At 43.3% G+C, this 21,147-nt stretch carries 15 protein-coding genes; 5 read left to right on the top strand and 10 right to left on the bottom strand.

Annotation, left to right across the window (positions count from 1 at the left end):
• Nucleotides 1-103: 103 nt before the first annotated feature.
• From ABKW31_RS15410 to ABKW31_RS15400, 3 genes are all read left to right on the top strand, one after another.
• Nucleotides 104-856 carry an ABC transporter substrate-binding protein gene (locus tag ABKW31_RS15410; RefSeq protein ID WP_348617447.1) on the top strand — a complete coding sequence of 251 codons (753 nt, stop codon included), beginning with the start codon at nt 104-106 and terminating at the stop codon, nt 854-856.
• Nucleotides 857-1,172: 316 nt separating this feature from the next.
• A complete protein-coding gene (locus tag ABKW31_RS15405; RefSeq protein WP_348617446.1) occupies nt 1,173-2,492 on the top strand; it encodes a YhjD/YihY/BrkB family envelope integrity protein in 1,320 nt (439 codons plus the stop codon).
• 66 nt (nt 2,493-2,558) lie between these two features.
• A complete protein-coding gene (locus ABKW31_RS15400; RefSeq protein ID WP_348617445.1) occupies nt 2,559-2,768 on the top strand; it encodes a hypothetical protein in 210 nt (69 codons plus the stop codon).
• A gap of 105 nt (nt 2,769-2,873) precedes the next feature.
• Here the strand turns inward: ABKW31_RS15400 and ABKW31_RS15395 are convergent, their stop codons facing one another.
• The 3 genes from ABKW31_RS15395 to ABKW31_RS15385 form a co-directional block, all read right to left on the bottom strand.
• Nucleotides 2,874-7,208, bottom strand: a complete 4,335-nt coding sequence (locus tag ABKW31_RS15395; protein WP_348617444.1) for a hypothetical protein — start codon at nt 7,206-7,208, stop codon at nt 2,874-2,876.
• Nucleotides 7,208-10,990 (bottom strand): hypothetical protein, encoded by a 3,783-nt coding sequence (locus ABKW31_RS15390; protein ID WP_348617443.1) that lies wholly within the window; start codon nt 10,988-10,990, stop codon nt 7,208-7,210. The genes ABKW31_RS15395 and ABKW31_RS15390 overlap by 1 nt, the downstream gene beginning before the upstream one ends.
• A 259-nt stretch (nt 10,991-11,249) precedes the next feature.
• Nucleotides 11,250-12,317 carry a helix-turn-helix domain-containing protein gene (locus ABKW31_RS15385; RefSeq protein WP_348617442.1) on the bottom strand — a complete coding sequence of 356 codons (1,068 nt, stop codon included), beginning with the start codon at nt 12,315-12,317 and terminating at the stop codon, nt 11,250-11,252.
• 253 nt (nt 12,318-12,570) lie between these two features.
• On the opposite strand from ABKW31_RS15385, the gene ABKW31_RS15380 reads away from it, so the two are divergent.
• Together ABKW31_RS15380 and ABKW31_RS15375 are read left to right on the top strand one after the other, a co-directional pair.
• On the top strand, nt 12,571-14,046 hold the full coding sequence (locus ABKW31_RS15380) for a S41 family peptidase (protein ID WP_348617441.1): 1,476 nt from the start codon (nt 12,571-12,573) through the stop codon (nt 14,044-14,046).
• Nucleotides 14,047-14,450: 404 nt separating this feature from the next.
• On the top strand, nt 14,451-14,753 hold the full coding sequence (locus ABKW31_RS15375) for a hypothetical protein (protein ID WP_348617440.1): 303 nt from the start codon (nt 14,451-14,453) through the stop codon (nt 14,751-14,753).
• Here ABKW31_RS15375 and ABKW31_RS15370 read toward each other — a convergent pair.
• From ABKW31_RS15370 to ABKW31_RS15340, 7 genes are all read right to left on the bottom strand, one after another.
• Nucleotides 14,750-15,937: an NAD(P)/FAD-dependent oxidoreductase gene (locus ABKW31_RS15370; protein WP_348617459.1), complete on the bottom strand. Its 1,188-nt coding sequence runs from the start codon at nt 15,935-15,937 to the stop codon at nt 14,750-14,752. The genes ABKW31_RS15375 and ABKW31_RS15370 overlap by 4 nt on opposite strands.
• Before the next feature lie 32 nt (nt 15,938-15,969).
• The gene (locus tag ABKW31_RS15365) at nt 15,970-16,587 is read right to left on the bottom strand and encodes a response regulator transcription factor (protein ID WP_348617439.1); all 618 of its coding nucleotides are present in this window, start codon (nt 16,585-16,587) and stop codon (nt 15,970-15,972) included.
• A gap of 9 nt (nt 16,588-16,596) precedes the next feature.
• Nucleotides 16,597-17,754 carry a histidine kinase gene (locus ABKW31_RS15360; RefSeq protein WP_348617438.1) on the bottom strand — a complete coding sequence of 386 codons (1,158 nt, stop codon included), beginning with the start codon at nt 17,752-17,754 and terminating at the stop codon, nt 16,597-16,599.
• A 21-nt stretch (nt 17,755-17,775) separates the two neighbouring features.
• Nucleotides 17,776-18,576: an ABC transporter permease gene (locus tag ABKW31_RS15355; protein ID WP_348617437.1), complete on the bottom strand. Its 801-nt coding sequence runs from the start codon at nt 18,574-18,576 to the stop codon at nt 17,776-17,778.
• Nucleotides 18,563-19,537 carry an ABC transporter ATP-binding protein gene (locus tag ABKW31_RS15350; protein WP_348617436.1) on the bottom strand — a complete coding sequence of 325 codons (975 nt, stop codon included), beginning with the start codon at nt 19,535-19,537 and terminating at the stop codon, nt 18,563-18,565. The genes ABKW31_RS15355 and ABKW31_RS15350 overlap by 14 nt, the downstream gene beginning before the upstream one ends.
• Nucleotides 19,538-19,884: 347 nt before the next feature.
• Nucleotides 19,885-20,757 (bottom strand): protease HtpX, encoded by an 873-nt coding sequence (gene htpX, locus ABKW31_RS15345; protein ID WP_348617435.1) that lies wholly within the window; start codon nt 20,755-20,757, stop codon nt 19,885-19,887.
• An 86-nt stretch (nt 20,758-20,843) separates the two neighbouring features.
• The gene (locus tag ABKW31_RS15340; RefSeq protein ID WP_348617434.1) at nt 20,844-21,122 is read right to left on the bottom strand and encodes a hypothetical protein; all 279 of its coding nucleotides are present in this window, start codon (nt 21,120-21,122) and stop codon (nt 20,844-20,846) included.
• Nucleotides 21,123-21,147 lie beyond the last annotated feature (25 nt).

Genomic DNA, 21,147 nt, shown 5'->3' with positions numbered 1-21,147 from the left:
ACTTTGGTTTGTTATCATAAATGCAGTGCAAGTCTGCCTGCCATACGTTGATTAGATCAAGCATAGCGTTTAAGCTCCTAGGCATTCACAAAAGGCGATTTTGATGCGTTTAATCATTCATTCACTCATATTCTTGTTATGTATTAGCCTATCTATTTGCACTTTTGCAAAGGAAGGCATAGAGGCTAATTTACTGGCTGTAGCCAATAACAACCAGCTACTGCAATATTATGAAAATGGTGAAAACAAAGGTCCTTCGATTGAGATTTTACAAGCCATTCTAAAAGAAGCTCAACTTGATGCCAAAGTTGAGTTTATGCCATGGGTACGCGCTTTTTCAATCGCGAGCAACAAACCAAACACCTTGATTTTAAGCATGATAAAAACGCCTGAACGTGAATCGGATTTTCATTGGCTTATTAAAGTCAGTAATCTAGCCAGAGTATTTATCTCTTTAGAAAACAAGCCAGAAAATTATGTAGACAATCTGCAGCAAGCGAAGCAAAAGTTGACTGCTGTAGTTATAGGCTCTGCAGGTTACAGCGAACTTACCGAACAAGGTTTCTCAGAGAAAAAGAACTTGTATGTCGTCTCTGACGGGGAACTGATGGTTACTTTACTAGAAAATGGTCGAGTGGACTTAGTGTACGGTGACCCCGTGAATATTCAAAATATCCTAAATAAACGTGGTGAGACAAAGGTCGCTATCAGGTACAAAGAAATAGGGCCAGAAAACGAGCGTAGTAGCTATATAGCAATCAGCAAAGCAACAGATGTAGCGATAGTTAATCGCTTACAACAAGCTGCTCGCAAGTTTGAAAAAACAGCTGAATACACCCGACTCCTGATGCAGTGATTATTGATTAATTGCCAAGCTTAATTGTAATGTCGAAATGAGTGTTAATTGTTTAATCCTGCACCATAAAGGTATTTTTAACCTTGAGCGGCCCCTTAAAAACGATAGATAAAAGCCTTATCGGTTAACGTTAATGCTCTATGCCAATGGCATAAGCCATCTGCAGACTCAGCAGGAATTTAAAGAACATCAGGTAAGTTCGTTAAGATAACTGTCTTGTTAATTCTTGTAATTGTAAAAACAGATATAGTATAAACTGGGGTCAGGGTAGTTCGTATCACTTGATACACAGATCATAAATAACTGGAGTCAGGGTTTGCAAAAATTACAAGATAGTTGGTCAAAATTTGAGTCTTGGTTATTAGACCCTCCCCTGAAGGCACTATCAAAACCAGAGCTCATTTCTCGTCGTATTCTGCGCATTATGTATGCGGTTGTGCGCGATTTGGCCAATGGCCAAATATCCTTGCATGCAATGAGCCTAGTTTATACAACTATCCTGTCTATCGTTCCCTTACTGGCATTAAGTTTTTCTGTTTTAAAAGCATTTAATGTTCAAGATAAATTTACCCCAATGCTGGCCAGCTTTCTCGAACCTATGGGGGAAAAGGGCTTAGAGATTCAGCTAAACATACTGAGCTTTGTAGACAATGTGAAGGTTGGGGTGCTGGGCATAGTCGGCTTTGTACTGTTATTTTATACCGCAATTTCTCTTGTACAGAAAATTGAACGTGCTTTTAATACCATCTGGTTAGCGCCGCAACTTCGGTCAATTGGTAATCGTTTTAGCCAGTATTTAAGTGTTATTTTGGTTGGACCAGTATTAATTGTGGCGGCAATAAGCGTTACGGCTTCAACGATGAATTCGTCATTGATTCAAACACTGGCTGAAATTGAACCATTCGGTAGCTTGATCATAATGCTAACCAAGCTTATGCCCTTTCTAATGATTATTATCGCCTTTACCTTTTTCTACGCCATGATGCCTAATACCAAAGTAAAGTTTACCAGCGCACTTTGGGGTGGAATTGTAGGAGGCAGCGCTTGGCAGGCCAGTAGTCTAATTTTTACTGCTTTCGTGGTGAATTCCACCAACTATGACGCCATTTATTCTGGCTTTGCCGTGGGGATTTTATTACTGATTTGGTTGTACATGAACTGGCTGATCCTATTGATGGGTTCAAGCATTGCCTTTTATCATCAACATGGCAATAACATTACCAGAAACGCTAATTTCGAGGCCTCACCGGTGCTGTTGGAAAAAGTTGGGCTCGAGGTTATGGTGCGAGTGGCAGAGTGTTTTGAACAAGGCGCAGGACCCATTTCCCAAACAAGATTAGAGCAAAGAAAATTCCTTCCTCCGGCCTTAACTCGGCAAGTTATTAATAAACTCTTGGAAGCGGGCTTAGTTATCGTTGCTGGCGCCGATTCCGACTGCCTTGTACCCGGAAAATCCACAGACCAGATAACCGTAGCCGATATACTCAATGCTTTAAGACATGATCAATCTCATCTTTACAAGAAGCTCAATTTTGCCCCGTCTTTAGAGCGTTTGTCTGAAGATTATCAAAGTAATATCGATAATCAATTTGGCCAGATTTTGCTACGGGATCTGATTAATCAGCAACAAAAATGAGTCTTTTTTATGTTGTAAGCGAGTAGCACCTTACTTTTTAATGGTTGAAAAAAACGGAAACGATGAATGCATAGCTCTGAAAACAAAGCAAAACTGCCCTTAACTATTCGAATTCTAGTGGGTATAGCAGGCATCCCCTCAATAGTGCTGGCTTATATGCTTGTATTAACTTTTATGCGTGAAGGCATAGCGGGTATTAGTGCATTTGAAGTTGTCTATTCTTTGGTCGGAGCCGTTGCACTTTATATTGCCATAACGGGTAAACGGCTTTTTTAGCGCACTGGGTTCAAAATAATCCTAGGCGATATATGCATGGCCATTGTTTCTCTTAGATAATTTAGTACATTAGTATTCCACCAAATCTAACTTTGCAATGCTTTTTTAAAGTGCAATATGTTCAACAAAGACCATTCTCCGACCTTTCTTCGTGGGTATATTATTATACGGGGCATCATCGTCGATAAAATACTCTTCGTATTCCGCTACCACCAAACGACGACGTTGATTACTGTTTGTAGCTGCTCGTGGCAGGGTAATACTGCCCTTCCATAAACTGGTGGCTTCCATCACATATTCCAAGAGATTTTCTTGCAGCAAGGCTTGATAATCATTGCTTTCCTGCAATTGCAAAGCACGTTTGGTATCGCTGCGCAATTTAACTTTAGCACTGGCAGTGAGTACTGATGCCGTTACTGAAATGTTTAGTCTTTGGTTAATCTTGGCTGTACTATCTATTTGCCAACCGAAATCCTCGCCAAGTTTGTCGTCGAGTTTTTCAACCCACACTTCGATCACGGTATTAGCCGCAACATCAGCCGCTTTCACAATGCGTGTGCCATCGGGCGTAGTAATAGTGAATTGTGGCGCATGTAAGGCTTCTTGATGACCACTAGAGTCACTGTAACTTAGGCCAAAGACTTCGATGTTGCGCTGCAATGAGTGGCTGCTGTCTTTGGTAACCGTAAGCGAACGATCGTTAGCCAAAGTCATAAAATCGGCCAGTACAATATTGGATAAATGATTATCCATCACAGATACCGGTTGATAGCGGGCTAGCGCTAATCTTACAAAAGGGTAATAGGCTGGCTTTGGCGCAAAATCGATATCGCAAAACCACAATTTACGCTCAGCATCAAAAAACACATCGTGGGGAGCAATATTAACTAATTTCTTCAGCTGGCTGCTAGCGCTGCTACCTTGAGGATCTCTAATTTGGGGGTGACGCAGGTTTTTAATGACAAAATTTCCTTTGGGTTGGTCTGCTTCAGTAGCCGGTGCAAAATTGGGCAACCAAGCACCAGTAGGATCGTCTGAAAGTCGTGCATAAGGAAAATCAGTGGTTTTGGGGCTGGGGCCAGGCACAAAAGCACTTAACCAAATGGGATCGTTACCCCACTGCGTGACAAAATTCTTTAAAGGTTGGGAGCTAGGACTTTTATTCGGATCATCATTGACGGCGGCATCACTTGGTAAGACCACGGCGAGCATTTCACCATAGCCAGTGCTGTTCCAAGGGCCATCCAAATACACACGTAAACCCCAACCGCGGCGCAAACTTTGTTGCTTAGTTACCGTATGAGATCGCACCCACCTAAACGTAGGTACAGTATACAATACCTCGGGAGCTGGCGGAGGTGCTGAGCTTGGCACCCAATTAACCACGGGATCACTTTGCACTTTGATATTTTTGTCAGTCAGTTGCCGTTTATTGTTAACCATTTCAGTAAGAATTTCGGCAGGCATATATTCGCGAAAACGCGTGGTCGCCTCCAGCCAATATTCAATGCGTCGATAACGGGTGTCTTCAAATTCATGTACTTTGTCTACCAGTTCTTTTAAGCCTTGGCTGCCAGCGCGGATAAGATCTGGTTTAAGTATTTCGTGCTCTGGTTTACCTAAATATTTGTCTGCTTCACTGATCTTAATTGAAAACGCTCGATCGGTTTTTGTCAGGTTTTCTGGCGCATTTTTATGCAGCAAAGAAGGCTCATTCCAGCGTGACATCAGGTCTGCATGGTTGGTAGTTTTTAAACTCATCGGTGAACTAAACTGCGGTAATGCCCAAGTGCGTTTGGCCTCGCGATAAAGTTGCAAGCTCAGTTGTGGGGTTATCAGGGGCTTTTGCACAGCATGGACTAACTCAATTTCAATCCAAGGCGTAAACATCCAATGTTGACCATCGAAAACACGTTTTTTAACTTTGCGCTTTTCGAGGGTAGTTAACCAATGCCACAAACCTAACAAATCCAAAGACTCTGGAGTGGGTTTAACACTGAGGCGCAATGTCGCCCGATGACCTTTAGCCAAGGGCACATACAAGGTGCGTAAATCAGCGTCAAAGTAAGGTAATTTGCCTTTTTCCTCAAATAACTCAATTTTAAATGGCAGGGCGTGGGGCCAACTAATATTTTTAAGGTAAAGGGCTATGGGGATAATAAGTGCATCGCTGATGTCAGGGTGTTCGAATAAGCGCGCTGCTAGATTGACACAGAGAGGGTCAGGCAAATAAGGTAATTTACTACCCTCACTCAATTGTGCGTATGCGGTCTCACCCAGTGGACGCAAAGGATCAGGAATGGCAGCAGCAATTGAGGGGATTTTTACTTCCTCTAAGGGTTTATCCTGTTCAACTAACATTGCATAGTTAGAAGGCTCCATGCTGCCCAACTTGTCCAACATGCCATGTACCTCAGCATCTTTAACTGAACTGCCTGCGGGTAAGACATAACGTCGAGTGCGAAATTGCGTATCTACTTTGTTTAAATCTGGTGTTTGGTTAAAGGTACGAATTGCCAAGCGCTGCATTGACTCACCCTCTAGCGGCCCTTCCACTTGCCCAGCCTTAGGTAAAAATAATGCTAATACTGGCGCCTTGATTGGCTCAAAACGCAAATAGCGCTTAGCATTTTGTGCGGCGTTTTCGGCTGCATAATCTGCTGCCTTTGGTGCCAACGAATTGCAAGCGAGATCAACCGCACGAGCTCGCAACCAATATCGGCGACCAAAACGCAAACGGGGCAACGAGCCTGGTACAACTTTAAATGTGGATTTAAGTGGCAAGCCATCTGGCACAGTCGCTGGTTGTTCGTTCACTTGGTCTTTGATGTCAACAATTTTGCCCGGCATAGGGGCGCACAGACTCCAGCCTGTCCACGCGAGTAACATCTCGTGTAAGCTCACAATGTTAGGATTAGTAAGCCTATCGGCAGACTGGGTAGCGGCCATGCGCACCACCCCTTCTTCATCTGCGACGTTGATATTAATTTGCCCACCAAGCAAAAATTCGCTACTGCGACGACAAAGTGAATGCCATATTTTACTCTGATCGTCCCAAATGTCGAAACGAAAACCACGACACAGATCTTCAGAATAAGCATGGGGCAGTTTATTTAGTTTTTGCGAGAGGGGGGCATGTTGGGCGCTGATAAAATGGTTGTTAAGTGTCTGTGCATGTTTAAAACGTTGCTCAAGATCGTGTGCCCGGTCTTTTTGCACTAGTATTAAGCCTGCATTGCGCATAGCAGGTAGACCCATATTGCGCTCGCGACGCGAGGTGGGATCGAGCCGCACTTTGTCGAGTTTTTGCCGTGCTAAGGTGCGCGCGGTATTCATAACTTTAAGGCCAGTCCCGTCTACATCATGTTGTAAAAGCGCAAAATGCTCGGTATTAATTTCCAGCAAACCCTGTTTGATAAACACTTGATGCAGTTGCGCTTGTTGGCTAGACAAGATATAAAAATCCTTTGCTTGATAAACACAATGCACTTTGGGCGACACACTATTTTGACGAGTGACCGCTTTACGACTTTTAGAGACCGGTAGTTCAACCTCAACATGCAAAATACTATCTAGGCTTTGACTAAACTTATTAGCTTCAATCACAAAATCAATCACTAAGCCCATTCGTCGCAACAAACTTGGGTACTGGTTCATCGACGCCACTACCTCATGAAAATCGTATAAGGTCGCTAATTCCAGCTGTGTGGGTAGAGGATGACGTTTAGTGGCACGCCACTGGGTTTTACTTTTTTCTGGTTTATCACTTAAGCCCTGATAATCTTGCGTAGTCTGTGCACCAAGTGGTGTGTGAAACAGCTGAAAATAAGCCAGTTCAAGTTGATCTTGTTTCAGACCGCTTGATTTAAAGTCATCGCGAAATTCGCTAAATTGACGTGAAATATCTCGCCCTAATTTTTTGTTGTTGTCACTGCCAAAAGCACGGTCGAGACTGGCGACATCCTCAATCAATTTTGCCCATGTAGGTTCACTTAATAATGAAGCAATTTGCGGAAGTTGATCATCGGCCTTAATTGCTAGGCTGCGATATAACAGTGCCTGTCTTAAGGCCATTTTTACCGTTGAATAAGACAGGACTTTTTTAGCTGTCATATCCTTAAACGCAAAACCTTTTACTTTTGTATTGGCCGGCAACATCTGAGCCCAAATTTGACTGTCTGCTAGGCCAATACTGTTATCAACCCGATTAAGTCCTACCAATTGGTCACCTTTGATACTGACACTGTTACTTGCAAAATGTAGGGTGAATTTACACGCAGCTAAGGTTTGTGGCCAATCAACAAAATCAGGAAAGCTGCTCAATACTTGGGTGGCCGATTCTGCATCCAATCGAGGCGAGAGCAACACTGACACTTTTAACTCTTTATTTTGATTCAAACCATTGGGCATGGCAGTCCAGAGTAAACTTTGTGTGGCCATTAGGCAGCCTCCTCAATCGCAAATGCGGCGCAGTAATCCGTCCAATTATTGGCTTCTGGCATCAAATCCAGGAATGTAGGGTCTGACTCAGAACCAGCAAATTCTCTTCGACAATGTACTTCTACACTGCCACTGAACAACAGTACGTCCACTTCAATGATTAGGCTGGCTTCACCCCACACAATTGAGCCACCATTATCTTTTAAGTATGACAAACTGAGGTTGAAGGTTAACGATGCGGATATAAGGCCTAGAATTGACAATTCGCCGTGCAGTCGCACATAACCCGATAATTCAACCGACTCCTGTAACCAGTGAAAATAGACCCCACCTTTCACTTCGATGCCGCCACTGGCCACGCCAAGATCAATTTGAATTGCTGCACCAAATTCCAAAGCGGCCTCAATTTCATTAACCCCTTCGCTACCAATTCCTAACGCAAAAAAGCCACCACCGCCAAACAGAGATACAGTCAAACTGAAGGGATTTTCGCGTTCAGAAAAATTAAAACGCACTTGCATTGGTTCATTGTTAAAAGGCAGCGAGAATCCCGCTCCGATGGACAGATTAGTTAGAGCAAAAATACCCACTTGCACATTTGGAATGGCCAAAGAGTAACTGGCGCTAATACCGCTGGGAGACACCTCAATGTTGGGCGGGTCGCTAAATCCGTCCATTGGAATAATGTCACTTAATTGATTGATAAATTCTAGTGGGCCACCAAATTCCACTGGTGCTTCGTGTTCAGATAAGGGGTGAAGTTCCACCATCACATCGGGCTTAGAACCAGACTTTGCGGCAAATTGCAGGCGGTCAAACCAAATGGTAATGAAGCCAAAGAGGTTGATTTTAAAATGTTCAATACTCGCTAGTACATCGGTACTGGTCGCATTGGCTTGATTAATCGGCGCAGTTACCGTGGCCTGCATACTAAACAATGTGGCACTACCCTCTTTAGGGGTATGCACAAAAATACCAGCGGGATCAGACTTTTTAATCGTCATTTGCCAATCAAAATTGGCCTGCAATTTATCCGGCAGCTCCTTGCTTAGCATCTTGGGTGCGTCAACCAAGGCACATATTGGGTCGAGTAAATCAGCAATACTGATACCACCAAGGATCTTGGCATCTTTAAAAAACGCGAGAGGGTCAAAGGCCTGATTGGCTACTTTTTGCACGTCTGCCGCAGTACCAATAATGCGCGATAAACCGCCAATTTCCATCGATGGCGAGGCAATTGCGCCAAGGGCGTCGGTTTTCTTTTTACCTTCCGAAAATAACATACTAAAAGGCGTTAGCGCTTCCAGAAATAATTCACCGCTATTGGGGCCGTTATCTGCGGTTGGAAATCCATGCTCTTTGTAAATCTGTGGATACTTGACCGTTAGAGTAGCACTAGGATCATTTAAAATGCGCTGCACCGAGCGAATACCAATATCCGCTTTAACCATTTCTGGATAAACATGGGGTTCAATAATGGTCGCGGCAGCATTGCTGGCGGCACGAAACACCATTATGGTGGTTGGTAAGCGCGGATCGCCTTGTACTTCAGGCTTACTCGACAACGGCGCATAACAAATAGCGCTACCAGAAAAATCGGTATTTCGGCGATTTTCTGTCGTGTTGTTATAGGCACTGCGCACATGATCAGGTTTGAGTTGATTGGCTTCCAAGCCTACAAACAACAAGGGCATAGAAAAGCTACTCATCCGACCGGCCAAATCTACACCACGACAATCAAATTCAAAATCGCTATTGGCACTGAGCATTGGCCAAAAACAGGCACGTTTAGGTACTGGATTTTCGGGGTCGGTGAATAGTTTTTCTAATGGGTAAGGGCCTGGTACTGCTGCACTTTGTTCTGGGGCACGCAAGTTTGGCGTGGTTCGGGTTTTAATATGAATGGCAGTAAAGGGGAAGTTGCGCCCCTTAAATGTATGTCCATGACCGTTAAATTCGCGTACCGATTCACGCACCACAATAAAAAAACGCTGACGTAGTACTGCGACCCTTTTATTAAGGTCATTTTGATAACTTTCAAATTTACGTTCGGTCACCTTAATCAAAGAAGCCGAGTGGCCAAAGGGGTACAAATAGCCGCGGTAAACCACTCTGACATATTGATCACGCCCCAGTGAGGTCAAATAACGCCATTGCTCTAAGCCCACTGCCGCCGGTAACGTCCGGTAGTCCCAATTACCTTCGGCATCTAACAAACCGCCCATAGAGGATAAAATTAAACGTTCAGCAGAGCTCGGTGTGGGTTTATAATCTGGTGGATTGGCCTTGTCTGAGGCTTGTTTTTCGGTAAAACCCGCCATTAACTTTACTAACATTTCTCGGTCAATACCGTCCAAACTCATACGGAAGGGTAAAGGCGGATTATTGTTAGCGGCAGCGAGTATGTCTGGCAATTTATAGTCTGGCGACCAAATGGCGCGAATTGGGCTGGCCTTGTTTTTACCTAGGTTGATCTTCCGAGTTAAACGGGTATGCCACAATTCAGTATGCTGATGATGTACGCTCGGTTGAGTTAGGTGTCGCCAGCGAGAATTTTCTAGCGGGCTGATAATTAAGCGATACGGTAGTTCAATTGCGGTGTTCGCCCAGTGCGGGGCATGGGGCTGCATAATTGCAAACATGCCGGTGACGATTTCCACTAACAAAGCTGCAAGTTCTGGCTTGGCTTGCACAACAATCTCTGTGCTGTGCATTGCCAACAAGGCTTTTGCTAAATCACTGTTCTCCGCTTGTTTTAAAGCAGTAAAGCGACGTTGCAGGCTACTTAATTCAGTCTTGAACAAGTTTTGAATTTGAACTCGACTACGACTGGTCAAACCTCCCGTATAGTTTGTGCTTAATTGCTTAGCGATGCTAGTGGCCGCATTTTTCAGCGCAGTGGTTGCCGTTGGCGAAATCACTGAACTGAATGCTTGCTCAGTTAGGTTCAGTGTAGTTTGCCAACCTTCAGATTGTATAACGTCCATTACCGAAGAATCTTGTACCGTACCAAAGGTAAAATCATCGGGCACTGGCACGGCTAGTGGACTGAGACGCGGCGGCCAATTTTGACACGCTTCCAAAACAGCGTCATAGGTTAAGGGTAACGAGCTGACATTAGTGGGCATTAAAAACGCTAAACGACTGGGGCCCGCCATGCGTATTTTACTGGCTGGCAGGTTACCGTAAGTTTCTGCATTAGACGTAGCGTGATTTTTTTTTACTTCGGATGACTCGGGAAAATCAACATCTTCTTGTCCGGCCACCACTTCTGGCCCTGTGGCATCTAAAAATGCTTGCTCACCAAAATGTTGAGCTGGCAATTTGATGATTATACCGCTGGGTTTGTTACTCACAATACGCACTAGGCGTGGTGAGCCGCTAGGCGCTATTTTTAAATTGCTGCCAAGTAATTCAAACAACAGTAAATCGTCTGGCCGTCTAGCTTGCAGCTTAAATATAGATTGGGTATTACCAGCAAAACGACTGAGTAAATAGCGTATATCTACAATGCTTGCTGCCAGCGAATTATCACTGGCCGCAGATACTGCCGTTTTTTCGGTAGTACCGGCAACAACTTTATCGGTCTTGGTAGGTTGGTTAGCACTGTTTGTACTTGCCTTGCTTGACCGCGAAACCTTAACTTTTACAGGCTTTGTTGCAGGCACAACCGTCGCCGGTTTTGCTGCATCAGGTTTAGATAGGACAACTTTAATTTTGCTGGTTTTTGATATACGTGAACTGCTTGATCGCGTTACTACACCAGTTTTTTTATCTGGCATAATGAACTCCTGTCGGCCGACAGGTATGAGTGAAAGATGATGCAGTGTAGTTGAGGAATTTTAACTTCACAAGTGCAGCAAAAAAGCGACAATTGTGCACTACAGAACCGAGAGACTGGCGCAGTTTATATGTATATTAATTTAATGTTTTCATCACAGGCTAGCAGCCTGTTGCATAAAACTGGTTTATTTTTTCTCTTCCCAAAACAACTTACAGGATAACAAAGCAAGAGCATGCAGAAGTTGGGTCATTGATTTTCTAGCTTTTGCGAAAATCACTTGGTGTAACACCCGTATGTTTTTTAAACGCGCGATTAAAGTTAGATTTGGTACTAAAACCAAAGTCTTGATAAAGGTCAGTGATTGAGCGGGTTTCATCTTGGTCGAGTAATCTGGTTTTTATATGCTCAATGCGATAACGGCTAACAAAGTCTGAAAAGTTCTCGTTCAGACAAGTATTAATTACTTGAGATACATGGCGAACAGGCTCTCCAAGTTGCCGACTCAATAGCTTAATGTTGAACATGGGGTTCAAATAAGGTTGCACCAAATCCATATGTTCGAGTAGTCGCTTTTGCAAGACTTGCTGACGCTTTACGTCCAATGCTGATGCTTGATATTTAGTCGCCTGATCATCAACTAATGTTTCATCTTCATGGTTAATTCCAGCAAATATTTCTGGATGTAAAAGCCCCTTTAGCAAAAATGAATTGACCATGATCAGCAAGGTAAACAACACACTGGCTTCAGATAGAATAGCCAGCTTTTGATTAACGTAGTAAAAAGACAAGACTACTGTTGCGATATTGAATACCAATGCAATCGTCATTACCACTAGCAGATACATTACCCATCCTAATGCAATGCGATCAAATTCAGACTGAGTTGCTCTAATAACCTGTTGATAGCGAAGCATGCGTTGAAACGATAATGCCGTATAAATAGACAGACTGGACAGGATTGCCAATGCATTGGCCAAAGCATCAGGCTTATATACGGCTATCGACAGTGTGCAAGCTATACCTGGTGCTAAGTGCCACCAACAGCGCTGCGTCCATTGAAAATCTTGGTAAATTAAACTTAATAAATAAAGATAAAATACCGGGCCATAAAACAAGGCTAAGCCAAAAGAAAATGGCGGTAAGCTATCGGGCCAAAAAAACTGATTGCCGAGGTTAAACGACATTTGCACGGCCAAAACAATAAATAAGGTCAAAACGAGTTTATTCGGCATCCTATCCAGTTTTTTACTGGCAACGAGATACATGATGGCAAACAGACACTGAAAACTGATAAAGGCCTGCAATATAGGCAAAATTAATGACACTGTATTTACTTCCTTTTTATTGCCGATGCATTTTGGAATAAGCCTAATTATGCTAAACGCAACATACTAAAAGTACAAAGCTAAATATATTGATGGGCCGAAAGGTTAAAACATAAATAGTAGGCTTAATACACAAACTAAAGTTTCCAAGGTCCAAAATCGCGATATAGGACGTTCAAAATCGCGTATGAGGTCTCTTCGCGAGCTTTTTTTAATTATTGTGTGGCTCACTTCAACTTTAGAGATTGACTCCATGCAAGCTTACTATCGCTACAATTTACCCGCACATCTTCTGCTATTACTGGCAATACTATCAGCTAGTTTCGCTTGTTTAGCGAATAATCAAACTCAAACTGATTTAGTTAGGGTCGCTGACGATATTTCACAAATTATTGCGAGTAATCATTACAATCCGACCGAGCTTTTAGGGCCTCAATACTTGCAATTACAAGAAGATGTAAAACATGCTGCAAGGGCTGCTCAGTCACAAAATGAGTTTATTTCGAATTTTAACACTCTGTGGAAAGAAGGCCCTTTTTCCCATGTTAATTTAGCAGTGTCAGAACGTAATGCTGCAGCGACAGCTGACTTTTATGACTCCTTTAAGATTGGTGGAGGTGGTGCAAAACTAACTTGGCAAGCAGATATTGCAGTATTAACAGTCAATACGATGATGGGCTCAGATACCATAGAAGAAATAGCGATGGCATACCGTGATATTGCGAGTAAAGGGGCAAAGGCACTCATTATAGATTTACGCCAAAATGAGGGGGGCGCATTTGCGATAGTGCCTCTAGTTAGCCATCTGCTAACTCAAGCCCTTGATTCGGGCATGTTTGTCTCACGACAATGGAATAGCGCGCATCAAAAACCGCCCACTAAGCAGGATATATTGGCGTTGAAACCCTGGTCGGGTTGGTCAATCAAATCTTTTTGGCGAGATGTGCAAGCCGTACCTCTTACTCGTATTCAATTTGTACCAATGGCGCCTCACTTTGGTGGGCCAGTTTATTTATTAACTAGTCAAAAATCGGCCAGTGCCACCGAATTTGCTATTGATGCCTTAGCAAACCTGCCGCAGGTAACGATCATTGGCGAACGCAGTGCAGGTAAAATGTTGTCACAAAAGATGTTTGATGTGACAGGTAGTTTGCTACTTTCGTTACCAATAGCCGATTACTACTCAACTCGTGTCGGACGAATAGAAGGCAAAGGCATCGCGCCTGATATTGCGGTGCCAGCTAATGCAGCAATGGAAATGGCAATGGCGATAGCGAATGGTGCCGATCCCACAACAGTAAATATTGAAGAAAACATCGATAAAATTACTGACAATACGCCATTATATCTGTTTGGCAGTATGAATAATTGGGGGAAAAACTGGAGCGATACACCAAAGTTTGATTATCGAGGGAATGGCCACTACGTTGCAAAAATCCAACTTAAGCAAGGCACTTGGGAATTTAAAATTGCACCTATGAATTGGTCATTTGACTACGGTGCTAAAAAAGGATCAGAGGCAGCGTATATAGGCAATGATACTAAACTAATTAAACAAGCCAACAGCAAGAATATTACGCTCACCGTAAAAAATGACACCGAACTGGAAATGATCTTGAATATCAGCACTGCTAAGCAAGCCATGCTATTAATTGATAGCCTAAAACCGATTTTACCCTGCACCCCGTCTATGCGCACGAACCAGAACACCCCATGTAATATTTATTGATCGCCTTAAACCTTAAAGCATCAAAGTATTTTTAGTTAATCGCAGTTCTACTCCGATTAACCTAATCGAACACATTTAATGGCTAAGGGTGTTGAATTGAAGAGTGGCCCGTTTGAATCAATGGGAGTTGAACAACTGGCAAGTTTTATAAGTTTTTGAAGCGGATTATAATTCAATAAAACGAGCGGATCGCTTTTAGTTATAGGCTCAGCGGCCTTCAACATTGAAGGGCATAAGAAGTACAGACGAAATTTGCTTTTTCTGCCGCTTAGCGGCTTCGTTCAAAAAGACCATCAAAACCGTCCACAAAAGGCGTGGGATGGATTCGCTATCGCTCGCCTTTTCTTGCGGCGTTAAGTGGCAATTGGTTTGAAGGCGATATTAAAAAAACTGGAGATGAATAAATGAAACAAACAAAATGGTTCGTTGCTTTTATTTTTTTAAGTAGTGTGGCGAATGCATATGAAGATAACGCATCTTCACAGGTCAAAAAGCATATGTTGGTGGAGTTGTATCAGCAGATCGATATTAGCAAAATTATTAGTAGTATAGAGGGGCACGCCTTGATGTCCACCATAAGCAAGGTAGAAGGATGGAGCGATTCTGAGCGCCAATGTATAATGCGGGATGTACATACCACCTTAAAAGACCCTATTTTTGAAGCCTTATTTAAACAGGTGCCAAGTGAGTTGGTTGCCGAGAACTAACAAACCTGCCCCGCCACCCAGCCAGAGCTCCACGCCCACTGAAAATTGTAGCCCCCGAGCCAACCAGTCACATCCATCACTTCACCGACAAAATACAAACCTTTGACCTTTTTGGCTTCCATGGTTTTTGAGGAAAGTTCGTCGGTGTCTACGCCTCCTAATGTCACTTCTGCGGTACGATAGCCTTCGGTGCCATTGGGTTTAAGTTGCCACTGATGAAAGGCCTCTGCCACTTGTTGCAGTTGTTTGCCTTGGTATTGTTTGAGGGGTTTGTTATCCAAGCCTAAATAGGGCAAAACAGTTTGCACATAGCGCTTAGCATACTGTGCTGCTAAGGCGGTACTGAGCAATATGTCGGGTTGCTGTTGTTGCTGTTTTATAAGCTCGCTGTGTAAATCACCATGCGGGAATAAGTCAAACTCTACCGCTTCCCCTGGCTGCCAAAAAGACGATATCTGCAGCACTGCTGGGCCACTTAAACCACGGTGGGTAAACAATATACTTTCGTTAAAGCTGGTGTCGTTGCAACTGGCGCGAGCATCTAGCGATATCCCGCTGAGCTCGGCTAGAACAACTTTGTCTTGCTCGTGCAGGGTAAAAGGTACTAATCCAGCGCGCGTGGGCAAGACTTTTAAACCAAATTGCTCAGCAACCTTGTAACCAAATGGGCTGGCCCCCAGTTTGGGCATAGACAAGCCACCTGTCGCAATAACTAAAGACTCACACTGATATTGTCCTTGGCTGGTCTCAAGTGCAAACCCCGCTTCAGTTTTTTCGATGCTGAGTATTTCGCATTGACTGGTCACGCTCGCACCGGCTTTTTCGCATTCGGCAAATAACATATTGAGAATATCTTTAGCGCTGTCGTCGCAAAACAATTGGCCTAGGGTTTTCTCATGGTAGGCAATGCCATACTCAGCGACCAAACCGATAAAATCCCACTGGGTGTAACGACTTAAAGCTGATTTACAAAAGTGTTTGTTACTCGACAAAAAATTTTCATGGGTGGCATACATGTTGGTGAAATTACAGCGCCCGCCGCCCGACATTAGAATCTTACCGCCAATGCGTTTGGCGTGATCAAGCACCGCTACCGAACGCCCGCGCTTAGCCGCTTGCGCCGCACAAAATAAACCAGCTGCACCCGCACCAATTACAATCACATCAAGTTGTTTTTTCAGAATCTACTCTCTTTCTTCAGCAATTTACTAAGTTTTTACAGCCAACCATTTTGATGAGCAATTCTAGCAGCTTCTACGCGATTTTTGGCATTGAGTTTACTGGCGGCTGACGATAAATAGTTACGTACTGTGCCCGGTGATAAAAATAACTTTTCACTGATTTGTTCAGTACTGAGCCCTTCTTTGGCTAGGCGCAGGGCTGCACGTTCTTTATCACTCAGTGGATCTTTTTCCATCCATGATTCAACCATGAGCTCAGGCGCAATTGCCGTACCTCCGTCATACACCTTTTGAATGGCTTTTATTAGTTCATCTGATGGTGAATCTTTAAGTAAATAGCCTTTGACCCCAGCATCCATCGCACGGCGCAAATAACCGCTGCGTGCAAAGGTGGTGAGGATTATGGTTTTACTGGCTAATTTGCTATCGAATATCGTTTGGGCTAATTCAAGTCCAGTTAAATCCGGCATTTCGATATCAGTGAGTACTACATCGACTCTTTCACTGCCTTGAGCCATTAAGTAAGTAAGCGCCTGCTTACCGTTTGCACATCGAGCTACAACATGGAAATTGTCTTCAAGCTCAAGAATGGTGGCCAGTGCGTCGAGCAACATGGTTTGGTCTTCAGCGATGAGAATATTAATACAGGCCATATTTTACCTTCATATACTTATGGGGTTTAAGGGCACATAAATTTCACTGAGTGTACCCTTAGTACCTTCGGGTTTGGTTAATTTTACCCAACCTTTTAGTTTGTTGATGCGTTCATGTATTCCGAGTAGGCCAAAACCCATTACAGCGGTTTGTTCACTTGCCATACCTTGGCCATCGTCTTGCACCAATAACACCAAGCCCTGTTGGTGCTTTTTGACTATCACACTGACCTTGCTGGCCTTAGCGTGTTTAATAATATTAGTGACTAATTCACGCAATACTATGGCTAGCTCTTTGTTGATAGTCAGGGCGCTTTCTAATTCTACTTCAGTGAGTTCCTGCAATTGATAGTCAAACTCAATGTTTAAACTCGAAAATACGTTTTTAGCATTGGCTAACTCACTTAACAAATCGCTACTGCGATAGCCCGATACTACCTCGCGCACTTGGCTTAGGGCATCTCGGGAGATAGTTTCAAGCTGTTTGATTTCTTGTCGCGCTTTAGCTAAGTCTTTATCTGTGCCCTTATCCAGTAATCTGCCGGCTAAATCGGCTTTTAAGGTGATCACTGAAAAAGTATGGCCAATTAAGTCGTGTAAATCGCGGGCAATCCGCTCGCGCTCTGCGACTTTGGTCAGCCGCTGGGTTTCTTGGCGAGAAAGTATCAACTCTTGTTTTTTTTCTTGTAAGGCATGTTGATAGATCGTTAATAAACCAATAATCAACGAAAAAACCAAGGCCGGCATATAAAAAGAAAAACCAAAGCCAAGTAACCAACTGGCGATAATCGTTATAGTTAATACACTGCCTAAACCAATAAAGCTGTGTTGACGACTTTTTAGAAGACAGCACATCGCAGCCGCATAAACCATAATCGTACTGGCGCTTGGCGTTAAAAATCCTCCTCCTATAGACAATAAAACCATGCCGGCGATTGTCCAAATTACCTGCTGGGCATTCAGCCAATAGCTAGCAAAATACAGGAATAAAAAGGCCAGACAGATGAGTATCATCCAGCCAAGTTGGGCCATACTCTCGTGAAATAAAATAACGGGCACAAAAAAGAAAGGTAAATATATCAACCACACATAAGGCGAAAAAGGCTCGCTCAAATTACGCGGCAACAAATAGAAGTCAATTCTTTTTAATAAGGCTAAGTTCATCATTGATCCAACTAAGATAAAGGTTTAATCATGGCGACGACGATGTGCCATCAAACTCAGTAGTGCAAACAAAAACGTATAAACCAGTAATACAATCACATGCTGCCAAAGTGCTTGACCTTGGTCCAGTTCAACCACTTTTAAGGCAAGTTGTGCTAGGTGATAAGGCGGTAAAAATTGCGCAAAATCTTGCAAAAAACTGGGTAAAATCGTAATTGGCATCCACAAACCTGACATAAACGCTAAGGGCAAGTACACCAAGTTAATTACCGCTGGAGCACTCTGGGCTTTGAGTACTAAGCCTAGCGATAAGCCCAGTAAACAAAACGGAATGCCGCCAAGCACCCAAATCACTATTAAGCTTAACCACTGTAAAAGGCTTAAGCTTACCCCAGCAAGACTCACAGCCACCAGCGAAAGACTCAATACAATCAAGACTGAAAAAGACATGGCCAACCAAAGTCGCGCAAAAATTTGCGCCCCTGCAGGCATTGGCGACGCTTGTTTTATATCTAACCAACCCTGGCCACGCTCAATGGCAAGACCCGCGCCAAATGAGAACAGTGCTGGCCCCATCACCCCAAACACGCCGTAAGTACACAATAAATAACTCGCGGCTTGCGCATTGCCGTGATTAAGCAGTACGCCAAAAAAGATGTAAAACACCACCGGAAATAGAATAGCCGGTAAAGAGAACGACGGATTACGGACGGTTTTTAACCATTCGTAATAGGCTTCAACGCGATAAATTTTTAACAGTTGGCCTATATTCAAACGATGGCTAGATACCTGTTTAAAAGTGTCTGCAAGATTAAGCGTTTTCATCACTTGCCTCCTTGTTGTCACTATCGCCAGTAATTTGATGGTTAAGCTGTAAAAAGGCTTCTTCAAGTCCGGCACCTGTTACGCTTAAATCTTCAATCTGTGGGAATCGACTCAGCAAGGCCTGCAAGGTGTTATTGACATTATTGCTTTGCATACAGGTGTATTTACCACTTTGTTTGACTGAAACAACAGCCGGTAAGGCAAGAAACTCCGGTTGAAAATGAGGACTACAAAAACGCACTAACTTATTACTCACGCTCGCTTTAAACTCATCGCTATTACCCTGTTTTAATATTTTACCCTGTTTGAGGAAAACAATTTGATCAGCCAAACTTTCTGCTTCGGGCAAATAATGCGTGGTCAATACAATGGCCGTACCTTGCGCTTTTAGATCGCGAATGGCTTGCCACAGACCGTGGCGGGCCTCAACATCCATGCCCACGCTAGGTTCGTCTAAAAACAGTAATTTTGGGTTACCGCAAATACTTAAGGCAAATAATAAACGCTGTTTTTCACCCCCCGACAATTTACGCGAATAGCGATTTTGCATGCCGTTAAGACCGGCATAATTGAGCACTTGCTGATAATCCATGGCCGCAGGGTAATAGCTTTGAAATAGCTTGATATGCTCTTTTATTTTGAGGGTTTCTGGTAAGTTTGCCACCTGCAACATAACACCAGTTTGACGCTTAACCGCCAAACTGCCAGGCGACTGGCCAAAAACACTTACCTCACCTTGGTCAAAAGCTAAGCGCCCCAGCAAAATATTGATTAAGGTGGTTTTACCGGCACCATTGGCACCTAATATAGCCACCACTTGACCAGCCATAATATCTAAATTTACCGCTTTAAGTGCTGCTTTGCCTTTAAATGCCTTATGTACATTATTAACGCTTGCCACTACTGAGCTAACCGGCCCGGCTTCAGTTAAAGGTTGAATAGTTGATTGGGCTAACATCATAGTGTCCTTGATGACTGCTGATAGCACTATCATGGTATTAATTTTCAAATTAAGTTAGAAACAAGTGTCATCAATGTGGGATGACAAATGTCATGAATTTAAATAGGGCCATGAGCGAAGTCACGACGCTAAGAGTTTAGTTTGCTAGGATAATTCGTTTACTGAAATCAATGATCTTTCGGTTAGTTTTTACCCTAAAGGCCGTCCTTTAAAAATGGAAAGTGCATAGATTGCTAAAGGGAAAAAACAATAGGATTAATACTGTAAGAGCAAAATTCGGCAAAAATAAAAGGGCGTCTTGATAGTTTTGACGCCCTTAATCAATTATTTAAAAGCAGTGTAAATTTTTAATAATCTTGTAACTGCTTAATCCGCGCATCTAAAGGTGGGTGGCTTGAAAACAGTTTTTGTACCTTACCCGCGCTGATAGCAAAAGCGGCCATTTCATCAGGCATGGGCGGTGCATCTTGCATTTGTTTTAAACGCTTTAATGCGGCAATCATATTGTTGCGCCCAGCGAGTTTTGCCCCGCCTGCATCAGCCTTAAATTCTCGGTAGCGAGAAAACCACATCACAATCATAGAGGCAAAAATGCCCAAGATTATCTGCGCGATGATCGACACAATCCAAAATGCCGGACCATGGCCGCGTTCGACCTTAAACACCACTCGGTCAACCACATGACCTATCACGCGCGACAAAAACACCACAAAGGTATTTACTACGCCTTGGATCAGGGTCAAAGTCACCATATCGCCGTTAGACACGTGACTGACTTCATGGGCCAACACCGCTTCAATTTCGTTTTTTGTCATGCTTTGCAAAAGGCCGGTACTTACCGCTACCAATGCATCGTTTTTATTCCAACCCGTTGCAAAGGCATTGGGACTGGGATGCTCAAAAATCCCCACTTCAGGCATGCCGATATTGGCACGTTCGGCTTGCAATGTGACGGTTTGCACTAACCAGCGCTCCATTTCATTGCTGGCTTGTTTAATGACATGCACGCCCATAGTGCGCTTAGCCATAAACTTAGACAGCAGCAAAGAAATAATTGAGCCACTGAAGCCAATCACCGCTGAATAAACCAGCAGGGCTTGCAAGTCTAAATCAACCCCGTTTTGCGCTAACAAACCTTGAAAGCCAAATAAACTAAACACCAAACTGATCAAAGCCATCACCGCAATATTGGTGGCTAAAAACATAAATATGCGAAACATAAATTATCCTCCGTTAATGGCGCCGATATGGTGTTGGGTGATGAAATGCACAAGTACCTAGAATAAAAAATTAATTTATGGCGATACTATTTAGTCCCCCATATTTTTGAGACAGCTCCGTTTGAACCAAGCCATCCAATAACAACCGCAACGATACCCACACACAAAAAAATTATCACAGGTATTAGTGAGCTTATGCCACCCACCGAATTGGCCGCTGCGCCGGAGACAAATGATAGGAATATAAATAAAGCCCCTACAATATTTAGCGCGACTCTGTGAGACTTTTTATAATTAACTGAATCTTCGCCTGTTTCGAAAAACCTCAGTATTGGCCAAAATATTTTTGTGAATATATTTTTCATAAAACCTCTTCTCGCAGTAATCAAC

Origin of the sequence: Paraglaciecola sp. 25GB23A, assembly GCF_040012495.1 — a bacterium.
In the GTDB taxonomy this organism is placed as follows: Bacteria; Pseudomonadota; Gammaproteobacteria; order Enterobacterales; family Alteromonadaceae; genus Paraglaciecola.
Note: the sequence above shows the minus strand (reverse complement) of the source record. Positions and strands in the feature narration are given on the sequence as shown.